This is a genomic window from Criblamydia sequanensis CRIB-18, assembly GCF_000750955.1.
In the GTDB taxonomy this organism is placed as follows: Bacteria; Chlamydiota; Chlamydiia; order Chlamydiales; family Criblamydiaceae; genus Criblamydia; species Criblamydia sequanensis.
This window is the reverse complement of sequence record NZ_CCEJ010000001.1, coordinates 12,310-27,349: the sequence shown is the minus strand read 5'-3', so window position 1 is coordinate 27,349 and position 15,040 is coordinate 12,310. Positions and strand designations below refer to the sequence as shown.

Annotated in this window: 15 protein-coding genes; 11 read left to right on the top strand and 4 right to left on the bottom strand. The window is 37.9% G+C overall.

The window, feature by feature from the left end:
* The first annotated feature begins 111 nt into the window (after window positions 1–111).
* Window positions 112–2,331 carry a PP2C family serine/threonine-protein phosphatase gene (locus CSEC_RS00130; protein WP_041016397.1) on the top strand — a complete coding sequence of 740 codons (2,220 nt, stop codon included), beginning with the start codon at window positions 112–114 and terminating at the stop codon, window positions 2,329–2,331.
* A gap of 66 nt (window positions 2,332–2,397) precedes the next feature.
* Window positions 2,398–3,387 carry a M48 family metallopeptidase gene (locus tag CSEC_RS00125; RefSeq protein ID WP_237559181.1) on the top strand — a complete coding sequence of 330 codons (990 nt, stop codon included), beginning with the start codon at window positions 2,398–2,400 and terminating at the stop codon, window positions 3,385–3,387.
* A gap of 14 nt (window positions 3,388–3,401) precedes the next feature.
* Here the strand turns inward: CSEC_RS00125 and radA are convergent, their stop codons facing one another.
* Complete coding sequence (gene radA, locus CSEC_RS00120; RefSeq protein ID WP_041016675.1) at window positions 3,402–4,778, bottom strand: DNA repair protein RadA; 1,377 nt, start codon at window positions 4,776–4,778, stop codon at window positions 3,402–3,404.
* A 213-nt stretch (window positions 4,779–4,991) separates the two neighbouring features.
* Between radA and hemC the strand changes: the two genes are divergently transcribed.
* Genes hemC through hemB form a run of 3 tightly spaced genes read left to right on the top strand, consistent with a single transcriptional unit; the run spans window position 4,992 to window position 7,722 of the window.
* Entirely contained in the window at window positions 4,992–5,954 is a 963-nt protein-coding gene (hemC, locus tag CSEC_RS00115; RefSeq protein ID WP_053331643.1) for a hydroxymethylbilane synthase, read from the top strand.
* The gene (locus tag CSEC_RS00110; RefSeq protein WP_041016396.1) at window positions 5,951–6,748 is read left to right on the top strand and encodes a uroporphyrinogen-III synthase; all 798 of its coding nucleotides are present in this window, start codon (window positions 5,951–5,953) and stop codon (window positions 6,746–6,748) included. The genes hemC and CSEC_RS00110 overlap by 4 nt, the downstream gene beginning before the upstream one ends.
* Complete coding sequence (gene hemB / locus CSEC_RS00105) at window positions 6,745–7,722, top strand: porphobilinogen synthase (RefSeq protein ID WP_041016395.1); 978 nt, start codon at window positions 6,745–6,747, stop codon at window positions 7,720–7,722. The genes CSEC_RS00110 and hemB overlap by 4 nt, the downstream gene beginning before the upstream one ends.
* 27 nt (window positions 7,723–7,749) lie before the next feature.
* Here the strand turns inward: hemB and rnc are convergent, their stop codons facing one another.
* Window positions 7,750–8,466 (bottom strand): ribonuclease III, encoded by a 717-nt coding sequence (gene rnc, locus CSEC_RS00100; RefSeq protein ID WP_041016394.1) that lies wholly within the window; start codon window positions 8,464–8,466, stop codon window positions 7,750–7,752.
* A gap of 214 nt (window positions 8,467–8,680) precedes the next feature.
* On the opposite strand from rnc, the gene CSEC_RS00095 reads away from it, so the two are divergent.
* Together CSEC_RS00095 and CSEC_RS00090 are read left to right on the top strand one after the other, a co-directional pair.
* Window positions 8,681–9,370 (top strand): hypothetical protein, encoded by a 690-nt coding sequence (locus tag CSEC_RS00095; protein WP_041016393.1) that lies wholly within the window; start codon window positions 8,681–8,683, stop codon window positions 9,368–9,370.
* Window positions 9,371–9,378: 8 nt separating this feature from the next.
* Window positions 9,379–10,083, top strand: coding sequence for a lipoyl protein ligase domain-containing protein (locus CSEC_RS00090; RefSeq protein ID WP_053331642.1), 705 nt, complete (start codon window positions 9,379–9,381; stop codon window positions 10,081–10,083).
* Window positions 10,084–10,094: 11 nt separating this feature from the next.
* Here CSEC_RS00090 and CSEC_RS00085 read toward each other — a convergent pair whose 3' ends face one another.
* Window positions 10,095–11,231, bottom strand: coding sequence for a glycosyltransferase family protein (locus CSEC_RS00085; protein ID WP_041016392.1), 1,137 nt, complete (start codon window positions 11,229–11,231; stop codon window positions 10,095–10,097).
* Between the two features lie 70 nt (window positions 11,232–11,301).
* On the opposite strand from CSEC_RS00085, the gene CSEC_RS00080 reads away from it, so the two are divergent.
* The 4 genes from CSEC_RS00080 (at window position 11,302) to CSEC_RS00065 (ending at window position 14,216) form a co-directional block, all read left to right on the top strand.
* On the top strand, window positions 11,302–11,898 hold the full coding sequence (locus CSEC_RS00080) for an NADAR family protein (protein WP_053331641.1): 597 nt from the start codon (window positions 11,302–11,304) through the stop codon (window positions 11,896–11,898).
* A 171-nt stretch (window positions 11,899–12,069) separates the two neighbouring features.
* The gene (locus tag CSEC_RS00075) at window positions 12,070–12,831 is read left to right on the top strand and encodes a caspase family protein (protein WP_041016391.1); all 762 of its coding nucleotides are present in this window, start codon (window positions 12,070–12,072) and stop codon (window positions 12,829–12,831) included.
* Window positions 12,832–12,925: 94 nt separating this feature from the next.
* On the top strand, window positions 12,926–13,402 hold the full coding sequence (locus CSEC_RS00070) for a hypothetical protein (protein ID WP_041016390.1): 477 nt from the start codon (window positions 12,926–12,928) through the stop codon (window positions 13,400–13,402).
* A gap of 16 nt (window positions 13,403–13,418) precedes the next feature.
* The gene (locus CSEC_RS00065; protein WP_041016389.1) at window positions 13,419–14,216 is read left to right on the top strand and encodes a caspase family protein; all 798 of its coding nucleotides are present in this window, start codon (window positions 13,419–13,421) and stop codon (window positions 14,214–14,216) included.
* Window positions 14,217–14,256: 40 nt separating this feature from the next.
* On the opposite strand, the gene CSEC_RS00060 is transcribed toward CSEC_RS00065, so the two are convergent.
* The gene (locus CSEC_RS00060) at window positions 14,257–14,925 is read right to left on the bottom strand and encodes a hypothetical protein (RefSeq protein ID WP_154017585.1); all 669 of its coding nucleotides are present in this window, start codon (window positions 14,923–14,925) and stop codon (window positions 14,257–14,259) included.
* Window positions 14,926–15,040: the final 115 nt, after the last annotated feature.

The window sequence follows — 15,040 nt, the reverse complement described above, 5'->3', positions numbered from 1 at the left end:
CATAAAAAAGCATATATTTTCACAAACATCTATTTTTTAATAGCTTGAACATTAAAATAAAGTTTTAATTTTACAGATAAAAATTTAATTTTTTTTCCTTTTGGAGGTTATATGCAAGAAGCAAGTCCCTCACAAACAAGAAGATATATAGAGAAGCCTGAAATTCCAAATTATCGAAGAAGAAGCTGCACCATTCCCGTCCCCCTTTCCTCAGCTCCAGTCCTTAGTTCGATTTACTCGCCTCCGGAAGAAACTCTTCCGCTTCCCCATTTAACCATTCAGCATAGCGTAAGCCCAATCTCTTACAACACAATACAAATTGTAGCCCACCTTATTATAAGGACTAAAAATGAAAAGGGCTCTCGAGAAGATTATAAAAAATTGGAAGAGACTCATTTTAGTCTAGGCACAAAAGAGGAAGAAGAAAAGGAAAAAGAGGCTGAAATCCCGACCCACCTAAGTAAAAAGAATATAAAAAAACTATCTATTAGCCAGGTCGATAAGCTTAAACTAAGAGATCTTACACACTTAAAAAAGAAATGCCGGAACTTTAGTGTCGTGCATTTAGCTATTATTCTAGATAAATTTAAAAAATTAAAAGAAGAGCATTACAAATACTTAAAAATAGAAACTCTTTTGGAGCTTCCTCCTCTTTTCCTAATGGAAAAACTTTGCAGAGATAAAATCTTTCAATCGCTTCCTCAAAAAATGAGAGAAAAACTGGCTCATCCAAGAAATGCTTTTCTCTTCTTGCAGGCATTAAATGATTTAAGGTTATCAAGACATGAGGCGGTTGATCAGAAAATTTTCTCAATCATCCCTTTAGATGTTTTCAAAAGATTAAACAAATTGCAAGGCCATTTGACACTTTCTAAATTTTCACCTCCTATGCCCATTTTAGAGGCCATGATTGAAGGGGATTGTTTTTCCTACGACGATTACGATAAATATGAAGATCTCTTTCAAGACCCCCTGGATTTATATAACCGATTAACCAATAAGCAAAACTTCTTGCCCTTCTTTTTTAATCTTTCCAAGATCAGGGCAGAGGGAAGCACGCAATTAACTTTAAAAGAAGGCTACTTAACCGAAGCTAAGCGAAACCGGAACTTTCAATTTCTAAATGATTTTAACTCCTTTAAAAACCTTGCTAAAGCGGCTTCTTCGGTTGTTCAGGACTTAGATTTTCCCATACCCTATCGATTTCAAACTATAGAAGAAGAAATTAAATTCGCTCCCGAAGATGGGTTTTTAGACCCATCAAAGGATCCGGCTGAAGACGGGTTTTCTATTAAAGGTAATGACTTTTCCTGTCTTGGAATTGGTTCTCTTTACCCAAGAGCCTTTAATCAAGAAGAGGAGTTTGTAAGACAAGGAGATCCAGTAGCGGATGTCGTACAGCTCACGTATCTCGCAGGGTCAAATGGTGAAAATGCCATTATTTTTTGCGGGGCAGACGGCAGCGGTTGGGGAAAAACTTCCTTTTTAACTGCAAATCAAGCCTGTCTATCTTTAGAGAAACACCTTTTAGAGAAAATTCAAAAAGGGAAAGGCATCCTCTATTCAAGTGAAGCGCCGGCATTACTTTTAGAAGGTTTTGATTCTGCCGTGAAAGCTCTTGAAGAAAAAGAATTAATGATGGGTACAACTCTATGCGGCTTATTAGCTTACCAATCAGAGAAAACAACCGACTGGATTATTTCTTTGTGCAATTTAGGTGATTTTAAAGCCTATCATTTCGATAAGGAAAACAAGAAACTTCATTCCCTCTTAGATGACCGTTTAAGAAAAGTCAACAGCTACTCAAAAAACCCCGGCGGCTTTTTGATGTCAAAAGAGAATACTGAAATTGCCAACTTGACTCTTTTGCATTTCCTTGCAAAAGAAGGAGACTCTCTTATCCTGATGACAAATGGCGTTCACGATAACCTAAGGCCTAAAAACTTGGGGATTTCTCTTTCAGAAGCCCTTGAATATCTAAAAGATAAGCTTTCTCCTTCTGAAGCCGAGTGTCTTTTTGAAGCTCCCGAAGATTGGGTTGATAACAATCTAACTTGCAGCCTGATCGAAGAATTTTATATGCAAAGAAAGCTAAATGATGGGTTTACGAAAGAAGTAGATAAAAGGCATTTTGTCCATGATATGATTCGGTTCTTGTTTACCCTAACTAAAAAGCAAAGGGAATGGCATGAAAAAGTTGCAAAAATACCGATCGAAGACGGCACTTCCATTTCTGCAAATGAATTACAGGGAATGCCTCCAAGCGAGGGATTCATTGGTCTTACCGATCATTTCGGGATTGCCGTCATTAACCTGAAGACGAAAGATTAATTTATACAAATTAAAACAATTTGTTATATGTAATTTTAATAAATGCTTAGGGAGTTTAGGGGGAATATGGGGCTTTTTGATCCATCGGGAAATCGTGATCCATATAGAAATCGCAATCCTTATTCTTATTCAAATCAAGATCCCTATGCGGATCAGGATCCTTATAGCAGAGGCAGGGGCGGAGGACAAGGCCCCTATGGAGGAAGCCCCGGAAGCGGACTTAAGTGGCGCCTTATTATGGCTTTTGGAATTGCGATCGTTGGCCTTTTTATGTACTGGAGCCAAGTCCAAGAAAATCCTGTCACAGGTGAAAAGCAGCATGTCTCTCTCTCCCCGGACCAAGAAATTTCACTAGGTTTGCAATCGGCCCCTCAAATGGCTTATGAAATGGGGGGTGAGTTGCCTGAAAGCGACCCTAGAGCCCAGCAAGTCTCTAAAGTAGGGCAATACCTCGTACAACATAGCATAGCTAAAAATAGCCCTTGGCAATTTAAGTTTCATTTACTTGCCGATGATCAAACGGTCAATGCTTTTGCGTTGCCCGGGGGCCAAATTTTCATTACCCTAGGCCTCTATAAGAAGTTGCAAAACGAAGCTGAACTTGCCGGTGTTTTGGGGCATGAAATGGGTCATGTGATCGAGCGGCATACAGCCGAACAGCTTGCAACCAAACAATTGGGTCAATTTTTGACTATCGCCTTTGGAACAGGTGTTGGCGGGAGCGGGGGTTCGATGGACCCCACCCAAATCGCTCGCATGGTCGATCAAATTATACAGCTTAGGTATAGCCGCCAAGATGAATCGGAAGCCGATATTTGGGGATTAAAGCTTTTAGCACAAGGCGGATTTGATCCAAAATCGCTAATAAAAGTGATGCAAGTGCTTAAAGAAAGTAGCGGCGGAGGCAGCGGCCAAGTCCCCGAAATCTTTCAAACGCACCCGGACCCTGATTTAAGGATAGAGCAAATTAAAGAATACCTTAAAACCCATCCCCTTCTTACCGAAAAAACTGCGGAAAAAAATAATGAGAAAATGCAGCTTGAAGGCGCTTGGTAACTCCACCAAAAAATCTAATTAAAAGCCGCTTGAATCGCCTCATCCAGTGTTTCAACGCCAACTAGTGTAATGCCTTTTTGATTATCTTGAGAAACGCCTTTTACATTTCTTTTGGGAATTATCATTTTTTTAAAACCCATTTGGATGGCTTCTTTTACGCGGCTTTCAATCCTTTGAATCGCGCGGACCTCCCCTGCAAGACCCACTTCTCCTGCCACAAGTGTGCTTGAGTCAATCGCTTTATTTTTAAATGAGGCTGCTATGGCAAGAATGAGAGCCAGATCTAAAGCCGGCTCAAATACTTTCATGCCGCCTGCAACCGAAGCAAAAACATCGCATTTAAAAAGCGGTAATTTTAATTTTTTTTCTAAAACAGCAAGAAGTAAAGAAACCCGATTATTGTCAAGGCCGGAAAAACGCCTTGAAGGAGTTGCAAAAGCCGTTTCCGTAACAAGCGCTTGCACTTCAAGAAGAATGGTTCGAGTGCCCTCCATGGCAGACGAAACAACCGAACCCGGAGATTTTAAGATGCGTTCTTCTAAAAAGAGTTTGGATGGGCAAGAAACTTCTGCAAGGCCTCCTTTTAGCATTTGAAAGACTGCAATTTCATCGGTTGGGCCAAATCGATTTTTTACGACTCTTATAATTCTTAAATTTTGCTGCTTATCTCCCTCAAAATATAAAACCGTATCGACAAGATGCTCTAAAAGCTTAGGGCCTGCTATTTCTCCGCCTTTTGTCACATGGCCGATAATAAAAGTCGTCATTCCCCTCCCTTTTGATAAGTGCATAAGGTCAGAGGCGGTTTCCCTTATCTGTGTAGGCGAACCTGGAGAAGAGGCGACATCTGTTTTGTATATCACTTGAATGGAATCAATAATTAAAACATCGGGATTTAAAGTTTGCACATGGGTGACGATCTGATTGTAGTTGGTCTCCGCAAGCAAAAAAAGGTTTTCAGAATCAACGTTTAGTCTTCTTGCGCGCATGGCGATTTGATCAACAGACTCTTCTCCTGATACGTAAAGAACTTTTAATGGTTTTTTTGCCATAATATTAGATAATTGCAAGAGCAAGGTCGATTTACCAATCCCGGGATCCCCTCCAATTAAAGTTAGGGAAGCAAGAGTGACCCCGCCTCCAAATAGCCGGTCGAGTTCCTGAACATTTGTTTGAATCCGATGCACTTCCTTAGGATCGACTTCTTTTAAAGTAACAGGTTTAGATTTAGGAACTTCAGTTAAAAACCGGTTAACAGGATTTACGAGCTCCACCTCTTCTTTTAAGGTATTCCAATTGTGGCAAGTCGAGCATTGGCCGGACCATTTATTTTGGGTAGCCCCGCAATCTGAACAAGAAAAAATAATTTTGGATTTGATTTTGACTGCCACTTGGAACCTTTTTATTTTAAAAAAAGCATCCCTTATCAATAATTTCTTTTTTTAAAGGAAGCTCGTAGTTTCGAAAAGATAAATCTTATATTATAGGCGCTTTAAACCCAAGTTGCTACAGCTAATGGCTCATATTCAAATTCTTTTGTCCGCCATATTTAAATATGACGTACTTAGGTTTTGCAAGGCTCCTGGGGAGAAAATAATTTGTATATGAACTGTCATACGCCGGGAACTTGGGTTTTAAAAAAAATAGGGATAAAAAAGGGAATGAAAACCGTTCGTTTAGGAACAAGGGGATCAAAGCTTGCTTTGGCACAAAGCCATATTGTCAAAGAAAAACTAAGAATCGCTTATCCTGATTTGGAATTTCTTATTATCCCAATTTCTACAAAAGGAGACCTTGACCTCACAAGCCCCCTATCCGAGATAGGTGGAAAAAATGTCTTTATAAAAGAGCTTGAATGGGCCTTATTGGAAAATCGGATTGATATTGCGGTTCACAGCCTTAAAGACATTACCTCCTCTCTTATGCCGGAGCTTAAACTTTCAGCTTTTTTACAAGCGGAAGCAGTAAATGATGTTCTTCTCACTAAAAAAAAATTAGATTCTTTAGATGAGCTTCCTTTAGGTTCAAGGATTGCGACAGGAAGTATGAGACGAAGGGCTCTTTTAAAAAAAATTAGACCTGATCTTCAAACTTTGGATATCAGAGGAAATGTTCTGACACGAATTGAAAAGCTTGAAAACGAGACTTTTGACGGTCTTATTTTGTCTGAAGCAGGCCTTCTCCGTCTTGGCCTTCAAAATTTGATTTCCTATCGATTCGATCCTTTTACTTTTTGTCCGGCCCCAGGTCAAGGCGTAATCGCTTTGGAAACTCGTGTCGAAGATTTTTTTATTGAAGGTTTATGCGACTCAATAAATGACAAAAACCAAGCTATAAAATCAAAGACCGAGCTTTCATTTTTAGAAAGGGTTCATTTTGATTGCAGTGCGCCGCTTGGTCTTTATGCCTATCTAGAAGGTAAAGAACATATAAAGCTATTTGGGTTTTTAGCGAGTGAAAAAATGGATCGTTATATTGAAGAAACCCTTTGCTTTCCCATAGAAGAGAGACTTGACGCTGCAAAAGTTTTAAGCGAACTCTTCTTAAATTGGCGTAAATCAACATGAAAAAAAAAGACTCCCTTGTTGCCGAAATCGAAACTCCCCTTCGAAAACCTTTTAGAATCCTTCTTCTTAGGGCCCGTCATCAATGCCAAAGCATAGCCGGCAAACTTGAAAAATTAGGGGGAGAAGTCATTATCCGGCCTCTCATTGAGATTATCCCCCAAAAAGAAAACGCAAAAAAAATCACTCAACCTTATCTTAATGAATTTAATAAGATTATTTTTACAAGTTCAAATGCCATCCCGATTTTTATTGAGGCCCTAAAGGAAAGAGGTCTTAATACAGATGCGCTTTCCCGCTTGCAAATCATTGCTGTCGGTTCCAAGACGGAAGAAGTTCTAAAATCCCATGGGCTGCCCATAGATAAAATTCCTTCAAAATTTTGCTCTGAGGGCATTTTGGAGCTATTTGATCAAGATCTTTCCAATTCCCGCATTTTAATCCCTTGCGCAGAAGCACCAAGAGAGCTTCTTTTTAAAGAATTAACTCAAAAAGGGGCTTACGTGGAACTATTAAAAATTTATAGATCGGTCAAACCCAAAACAGAAAAAATTTCTATTAAGGATGGTGATTTGGTCGTTTTTACAAGCCCCTCAACGGCCCATCATTTCTTTAATGACGAAAGTTATCATCAAGAGCGCATTATTGCTTTTTGCATAGGGAATCTAACAGCTTCTAAAGTGCAAGAATATTTAAAGGAAAACATATTTGTTTCGCTTGAAGCCACTGAAACTGCTTTAATCCATTGCATTGAAAACTATCTAATCAAAAAAACACTAAATGAGACGATTTTATGACTTTTCCAACAATTAGAATGCAAAGATATAGACAAACCCCTCATTTTAGAAATATTTTAGCCGAGACCAGTCTCACCAAATCGAATTTAATATTTCCGATTTTTATTCATGAAGGCCTAAGTGAAAAAAAAGCGATTAACTTGATGCCCGGGTTTTATCAGCATAGCTTGAAAACACTTCATAAAGAGGTTGAAAGGATATGCCAAATCGGAATCGGGTCTGTTATTTTATTTGGGATCCCAAATCATAAGGATGAAATGGGAAGCTCAAGTTTCGAACCGAAGGGCATTATACAAAGCGCTATTCGGCTAATAAAAGAATCCTTTCCTCAAATAGTTGTCATAGCCGATTGCTGTCTTTGCGAATACACCTCGCACGGCCATTGCGGGCTTCTTAATAATCATCGTATTGATAATGACAAGACTTTAAAAATTTTAGAAAAAACAGCTCTTTCCTATGCTGAAAGCGGAGCTGACATTATAGCTCCTTCAGGCATGATGGATGGGATGATTCAAGCGATAAGAAGCGTACTTGATACCCATCATTTTGAAATGGTTTCTGTGATGTCTTATGCTGTGAAATATGCCTCCCAGTTCTATGGGCCTTTTAGAGAAGCCGGAGGCTCTATCCACAATTTTAAAGGAGATAGAAAAGCCCACCAATTACCCCCTACCCAAAAAAATGAAGCCCTTAGAGAAGCGCTTTTAGATGTTGAAGAAGGAGCTGATTTCCTAATTGTAAAACCTGCACTTTCCTATCTTGACATCATTAAAACCATAAAAGAAGAAACACTGCTCCCTTTGGTTGCTTACAACACATCAGGTGAGTATGCCATGATAAAGGCGGCTTTCTCTCAAGGGATGCTTGCAGATGAGAGGGAAGCTTTTAGAGAAACGCTTATTTCTATGAAAAGGGCAGGCGCAGACCTTATCATTAGCTATTACGCCGATGAAATAGCCAAGGTTATCCCTTAAGAAAAGACTTTTTAATCTTTTGGATCCTTAACTGTAGGTGTCGGGATCTATTTTTTGAAGAGCATCAAAGGCCGCTTTTTGCTGCGCCTCTTTTTTGGACATTCCCTCGCCAATGCCTGCAATTGAGTCATTGGTTAGGACGGCAATACGAAAAGCCTTGTGATGGTCAGGCCCTGTTTCTTCAAGAACTTCATACACGGGGGTTTTCTGATATTTTTTTTGGCAGTAGTCTTGAAGGATTGCTTTCCAATTGGATTCAGGGTTATTAAGCCTCCCTTCGATATCATCCAGAAAATGTCCGAAAAAAAAGATTCTTACCGCATCAAGGCCTCCATCTAAAAAAATTGCGCCAATAATGGCTTCAAAAAGGTCTGCTAAAATCGATTCACGACCCTTGCCATCGTTTGTTCTCTCTCCTTTTCCAAGAAGCAAATACGGATTCATCGCTAATTTTTTTACATATTCCATACAGGAGGAAGCCTCGACAAGCCTTGACCTTAAAGCTGAAAGCTTGCCTTCTGGAATATTTGGGAAATTTCGAAATAAATGCTCTGAAACAATAAGGCCTAAGACTGCATCTCCTAAAAACTCAAGGCGCTCGTTATGCTCTGAGACTTGCTTAAATTCATTGACATACGACCTATGAACAAAAGCTAGAAAAAGCAAATCCGGGTCCTTAAAATGGTACTCGAGTTTCCGTTCTATATCAGGAATTTTTGTTTTTAAAATTTCATGCGGTGTCATAAGAGTTCATCATAGCTAAACTTTATCTTTGATCCAATAAAATAAAAAATTTCACAAAAAAATATAATAGAATAATTTTTAAAAAATGAAAAAAAATCTTTTTATGAATAAGATGGTTTTGAAAAGCCCTAAGTTAAAAAGTTTATTGCTTTGCTTTAAATAGACAAAAAAGTGATAATTTTTCCTCATTTCTAAAATAAAATGTACCGGTTATATGGAATTTGCAATCACTAAGGAACAACGGCATTTTTTTGAAACTATAGGCGCCGTTGAATTTGAAGGTTGCTTAAGCGAAAAAGATTTAAAAGTCTTAAACGAAGCCCTCCAGATTGAATTAAAAAGACGTTTTAATGTTACAGATAAGGGTTTGCAAGCTCTATCGCCTCTTCAACTTTTCCAAAAAGGGCGTAACTTAAGCCAAGACTCTAAGGCTCTAAGCCGAATTCTTTTTAAAAGATCAATTGCCACCCTTGCAGCCGAGCTTTCTAAATCAAGAATTCTTCGCTATGGCTTGGATCAGCTTTTCTTAAGGGAAAATCTAACTAAATTGAAATCCCCTTTTGAATCTTCTTTTTCTATTCAGGGAATTGAAATCGGTGTTTTGATTTGTTTAGATTCTAAAGTGGAGAAACCGGCAGAACTTGGAGTTGAGCATCTCATACAATCGCCCTTTACAGGAATTAAAGGGAACCTCGTTTTTATTTCTAAAACGTATCAATTTGACGAAAGAGCGCTTCAAGACCCAAATTTAGAAGGAGCTTCCTACCTTTTGCTTAATTATGCGAATCCAAAGTCTGTTTATGTGCATAAAGAAGCGGATGAGCTCACTCATCACCTTAAGCAAAAAGGATATAATTTTGGAGACAAGCTCTCTGACGAAGACCATCCCATATTAATCCGATAGGGGAAAAAATGGAGTGGCTTGCCTACGATAGAGGTCTAAATCTTGCTGCCCAAAATATGGCCTTTGATTCGGAAATGCTTGAAAAGGTTTCTGAAACAAAAAAACCGTCCCTTCATTTCTACGAATTTTCGGAAAAATCAGCCACTTATGGCTATTTTATTAAACCTTTTGAACTCCTTTCAGAACAAACCTTAAACGAGCTTAATGTAGATATCGCTAAAAGGCCGACGGGAGGAGGATTTTTACTTCATGGCCAAGATTTTACTTTTTCAATAGCCATTCCTGAAACCCATGGTTTCTATAGCCAAAACCCTCTTGAAAGCTATAATAAAATCAACGGACTTGTTCTTGATAGTCTTAAAAAAATAACAAAAAAATCAGCCCTCGAACTCTTTGCCAAAGAAGATGAAGCTCTAAAATTTTTTAAAAACTTCTGTATGGCCAAGCCGACAAAGTTTGATCTTTTTTTTGATGGCAGGAAAATTGGAGGGGCAGCGGAGAGAAGAGTTAAGTTCGGAATGCTCCATCAAGCGACTATAAATATTCTCCCCCCTTGGATGGATTGGCATCATAGGGTGTTTGAAGATGAAACATTAAAAAAGGCTATACAAACAAACTCAAGTTCCCTTTTTTTAAGCCTCACCCCGAAAGATCGATTGGAGTTTAAAACTCTTTTAAAAGAGACCTTGAAAGAAGCTTTTTTCAATTCCTAAAAGCGAGAAGGTCATTCATTACTTCCTTCAATAGTTTTAACAATTTTTTCCAGACGATTGCCCCAAGTATGTTCTTTTTGGATAATCTTTTGAGCTTTCTCAATTCTACTTTGCTGATCCGCAGGCCTTTTTAAGGCTTCTAAAAGAGTTTCTTTAAAGCCATCTTTGTTTGTAAAATCGAAATAAAGAGGCAACTCCCCAAGAATTTCTTTTAAATAAGGATTTTCAGAAGTTGCCACCAAGCATCCTGCGCTAAAGCCATAAAAAATCCTCTCATGCGCTCCGGCCCTATTTTTTATGCTAGTATTTAAAAGAATCTTACTATTTTTCATTATCTCAAGAGCCTCTTTAAAGTTCACCTCTCGATGCAAGGTTACATTTTTTGCATCTCCAAATTCATTCTCCCAAGTTTTTTCATCTATCGTTCCCCCAAAAATATCTATTTTAAGGGGATTCAAGCTTCTAACCAGATTGATCCTTTCCATTCCTTTGATGTACAGTTCAAACTCTTCAAAAATTTGCCTTGCTTCCTCTTCTTGAAGCGGCTTTGGATTTAACCTAATATTTTCATAGAGCACTTCAATAAACGAAGGCCTCAGATTATTGGTAAAAGAAAAAATGGCTTTTTCCATGCCTTCAAAAATAAAGTTTCCAAATCGCTCCCTCCATTTTTTTCGTCTGCCCTCCGCATCAATGTAAGTGGCAAGGAGGACAATTTCATATTTTTTTGACTTACTAAAAGGAAAGAGAAAATCTTTATCTGAAGCATGAGGCAAAAAAAGGTTTCGTTCCATATGGGCATTATTTAACATTCGGCAGCCGAATTGATCATCGCAAGCGATCCAAATCTTTTCACTTCTTGTCTTGTCCCAAAATCGATAGGGAGGGTCTAGCAGCCAGGAAATATGCGGCACATTTATCACATCGCTTAACCATCTGCCATCAGCAAGAGAAGGCGCTCCATTAAAACAGATCGTTAGGTCAGGAGGGGTCTTATAAGGGACTTCCACTCTATCTTCGCCGTAAAGTAAACGTGTTGTGTAGCCGGCCTCTACACCTGCTTTAAAAAGGGCATGAGTAAAATGATGAATCACTTCATACTGACTTGTGGCCGGCATTAAAAAATCGATACGTTGTATGGGATTCATTTACAAATTCCTTATACAAAATTCACATTCGGTTGCTTAAATTGATTCAAATTCTGAGTATAGGGAATTCATGCTTTATAAAATTATTTTATACTTCACTTTTCTAAATATTTTTCTTTCCTCTCATTCAAAAGTGAATCCTCCTCAATTTTCAAAAGGCCATACTCGAGTTTACTTTTACGATAGAAAGTCTCATCCTGAAAATTTTGAGTTCAGCAATTTTTATCCAAGGGATGCTTGGTATAAAGGAACTTTTTATAAGACCGCAGAACACGCCTATCAAGCTCAAAAATTTAATTACACCCCTAGCGACCCGTCTCTTATTCCAAAAGTAAATCGAGCTTATTATCATGTAGTTAGCGCCCCAACTCCAAGGCTTGCTGCCGAACTTGCTGAAAAGTATCGAAGTTTTGTGATTCCAAGTTGGCATAAAGCCGATGAGACAGGTAGCAGTTTAAAAGATAAAATCATGCTCGCAGTTTTAAAAGATAAATTTACAAGACATAAAGATCTTCAAAATAAATTACTCGAGACAGAAGATGCAAGACTTGTAGAAGACTCTAAAATTGATAGTTACTGGGGTCGGGGATTCGATGGAAAAGGCAAAAATCAGCTAGGACGTCTGTTAATGAAAATACGAAAAGACATCCGAAATGAAAGCATATAACTGCATATGATTGAAAAATTTAGTAAAAAAAATGTTAAGAAGAGTCTTTTAAATAATCGAATGAAATTTCGAAAGAAGTCTAAAATTAAACTAACCCGCACAAATTTATTTACTGTAAATTAAGCAACTAAATTATAAAATATTAAAAATTATAAATAAAAGACATAGATTATGAAAAACTACTATTTACTATATCTTCTAACTTTTCTTAATTTCTTTTTTCACCCTCTTCAATCACAGGAATTTATTGCAGTCTTGATAGGCGATACTTTAGATGACTCCATCGGCAATTCTGTCCAATTGGATCTTAAACGAATGGAGAAAAAAGTAGATGCTCTTGCCAAAAAGCTAGAGATTACACTTAAAAAAACGATTATTAAAGATGACGCTTTCCAGTCTGACACGCTCATTGAAATTTTATCAAAAGTTGAAGTTAATGAAGACGACCTCGTTTTCATTTACTATTCCGGCCATGGCTATAGATCTGATTCGACTGAAACTCCTTGGCCAAATATCGCCCTTAAGAATGAATGGAGAGGGATCAGCCATCATGCCCTAACAGAAGTTTTCCTCAATAAAAAACCATTTTTTCTTCTTTCGATTGCCGACGCTTGCAATAACGTCATACCTGATGAGTGGGCGCCTATCCTTCTCAAAACAAAAGCTCTATCCTCTACAAAACATGAAAAAGAAAATCTAAAAAAACTATTCTTAAATCAATCTCTTTTTATTATGGCTTCCGGCTCAAGCCCTACCTATTTTTCTTACTGTAACGATTATGTAGGGGGATTTTTCTCGAGCACGCTGCTTAAAAATATTGACCTTGCTTTATCTTCTAATCAAGAGCCTGACTGGTATTTGATTTTAGCAAAAACAAAAGCTGAACTTGAGGATATGCAAAAGCCTCAATACGAAATCATACCCCTGAATTAAAATTATATTTTAACTCTTCAACTTGCTTGTTATTTATAAGACCATTATATGAAGGTTTTGATCTAATCACTTTAATAACCATAGGTAAATTAATATGACAACACCGCTATTTAAAATAAGCCTTGCAGCTCTTGTTCTTGCCGCTTGTTTTTTTATCACGAGCTGCTCAAGAGAGGACTCTTCTTTCACTCCGAGAAAAGTTGCCAAGCTAGAAGATAGAATCGGCAAGGATACGGTTTTCTATTTGCAATCCTCGAGCAATATTTTGACTTTGCAAATAAAACCGGACGGAAAAAATGGCTTTAGCACAGTTGAAGAAGCCGCCTTATCAAATGATGTTTCCAATCGTTTGAAAGAAGTTCTCCTAGAAGATGACAGCTATATATTTGATCGGACCAAATCCTGCTTATTTTTGCCGACTGAAGGGTGGAGATTTAAAGGAAAAGAGGATGTCGTTGTTCTCTATAGCTCCTATTGCAAGCAGATCAAAATTACAACACCAAGAAAAAATTTCATTTTGGATATTGATCCTGTGAATGAAGATTTTAAAGCACTCTCAAATAAGAATTAAGCTTTAAGGATTAATAGTGCTGTACTCAAAAAAAAAACTGGCCTTAGCCCTAAGTCTTTTTGTTTTTCTTTTTTATCAAAGTCCAAAACTTCATGCGAGAGTCATCCATGCGATTTTGGTTTGCGATACCAAAGCCATTCACATCAGTGACTCTGTCCAAAAAGACTTTAGCCAAATTCAATCCTTTTTAAAAGAGATTGGCGATAAAACCCATCTTAAAATTGACCAGCACTATTTTTTAGCCCCTAATATTACAGAAAACATTTCAGATCAAATTGAAAAGATCTCATCAAATTCAGACGACATCGTTTTTTTCTTTTTCTCGGGCCATGGTTATAGAACACCTTCAAAAGGAGCTAATCAGTGGCCTTATCTTTTTTTAACCCCTTTGCAAAGAGGGCTTGATTATCAAGAAATCATTGATATCTTAAAAAGAAAGAAAGCGCAATTGATGTTTTCTATGGCGGACTGCTGCAATAATATCATTCCGGATAAGTTAGCCCCGCTGCCTATGGAAAAGCAGATTCATTATAAGGGTGGAAAACAGAGCTGGATCGAGCAAAATTATAGAAAGCTATTTTTGGAAACCAAGGGCTCTATTGTTATTTCAAGTTCTATTCCTGGAGACTATGCTTGGGGCACGGCTATCGGCGGCGGCATCTACACTCAAGAGTTCATTAAAATTTTTAACGAACAAGTCAAAAAATCAGAGCCTGCTGATTGGGAAGTTATCCTCTCTCAATCCTCTCTCAGGGTCCATATGAAAAAATTAGGGCAGACGCCCCAATATGAAATAAAAGTATCCTCTTCTTAAAAAAACAAGAAAGAAAGCTCAGAATAATCCTTAATTTTTTTTAAAAAAAGGCTTTAAGCTCCATTCGGGCTCCGGCTATCTGAAAACTAGTTTTAGGATAGTCAAAGGGATAGTTTGATTGCGCCCCATATTTCCTATACCTATAAAATGGGACAACCGCAGCTCCAATCTGAAAGCAGCTTCTTTTTGGCAATTTAACCTGGAAAGGAAGCTCTACTTCTACCCCGGCTTTTTCTTTGATAAATTGAGTGACATTTTCAAGTTCATCAAAATTTTTGATTTTACAATGGACATCATAAGGGATTTTAACCTCTATCTGAAGGCCAAGAGAAATATAAGGAGTGAAAGAGTATTGGCTTTTAAAGCCAAGGCCTGTAAATAAAAAGTGCGTCTCCATCGTAAATTCAAGAGGAGAGGGCTCTATGAATTGATTGTTTCCTGTAAAAGCTCCAAACCCGATAAAAGGCGCAATACAAAAATTTGGGTATCTCTTCAAAGTAAAGCAGTAGCCAATCCTGCCTTCCACTTCACTTTCCTTTTTATTGGACTTTAACCTTGCATCAGAACCTGTATGGCCATCCAGGATTCCTTTGGCGTTATAAAAATGAACAGACCAGTAAAGGCGCTCCCTTGCAAATCTTTCATATTCTGTCCAAAATCCCTTCAATACACCGGACTGCTCGCTGCCTCCTTCTCTTGTCCGTCTCATCCAATAAGCTTGACATGATAAGGTTACCGAATGCCCTTCTCTTAGAGAGAACGAGAATGAATAGGCATCACTTATAAAACCAAAGAAAAACACGAGAGTAAAAAAAAGAAAAAAG

Excerpts from the sequence above, each read along its gene's own strand:
- CSEC_RS00130 (WP_041016397.1), top strand. The coding sequence starts at position 112 with ATGCAAGAAGCAAGTCCCTCACAAACAAGAAGATATATAGAGAAGCCT.
- CSEC_RS00125 (WP_237559181.1), top strand. The coding sequence starts at position 2,398 with ATGGGGCTTTTTGATCCATCGGGAAATCGTGATCCATATAGAAATCGC.
- hemC (WP_053331643.1), top strand. The coding sequence starts at position 4,992 with ATGAACTGTCATACGCCGGGAACTTGGGTTTTAAAAAAAATAGGGATA.
- CSEC_RS00110 (WP_041016396.1), top strand. The coding sequence starts at position 5,951 with ATGAAAAAAAAAGACTCCCTTGTTGCCGAAATCGAAACTCCCCTTCGA.
- hemB (WP_041016395.1), top strand. The coding sequence starts at position 6,745 with ATGACTTTTCCAACAATTAGAATGCAAAGATATAGACAAACCCCTCAT.
- rnc (WP_041016394.1), bottom strand. The coding sequence starts at position 8,466 with ATGACACCGCATGAAATTTTAAAAACAAAAATTCCTGATATAGAACGG.
- CSEC_RS00095 (WP_041016393.1), top strand. The coding sequence starts at position 8,681 with ATGGAATTTGCAATCACTAAGGAACAACGGCATTTTTTTGAAACTATA.
- CSEC_RS00090 (WP_053331642.1), top strand. The coding sequence starts at position 9,379 with ATGGAGTGGCTTGCCTACGATAGAGGTCTAAATCTTGCTGCCCAAAAT.
- CSEC_RS00085 (WP_041016392.1), bottom strand. The coding sequence starts at position 11,231 with ATGAATCCCATACAACGTATCGATTTTTTAATGCCGGCCACAAGTCAG.
- CSEC_RS00080 (WP_053331641.1), top strand. The coding sequence starts at position 11,302 with ATGCTTTATAAAATTATTTTATACTTCACTTTTCTAAATATTTTTCTT.
- CSEC_RS00075 (WP_041016391.1), top strand. The coding sequence starts at position 12,070 with ATGAAAAACTACTATTTACTATATCTTCTAACTTTTCTTAATTTCTTT.
- CSEC_RS00070 (WP_041016390.1), top strand. The coding sequence starts at position 12,926 with ATGACAACACCGCTATTTAAAATAAGCCTTGCAGCTCTTGTTCTTGCC.
- CSEC_RS00060 (WP_154017585.1), bottom strand. The coding sequence starts at position 14,925 with ATGAGACGGACAAGAGAAGGAGGCAGCGAGCAGTCCGGTGTATTGAAG.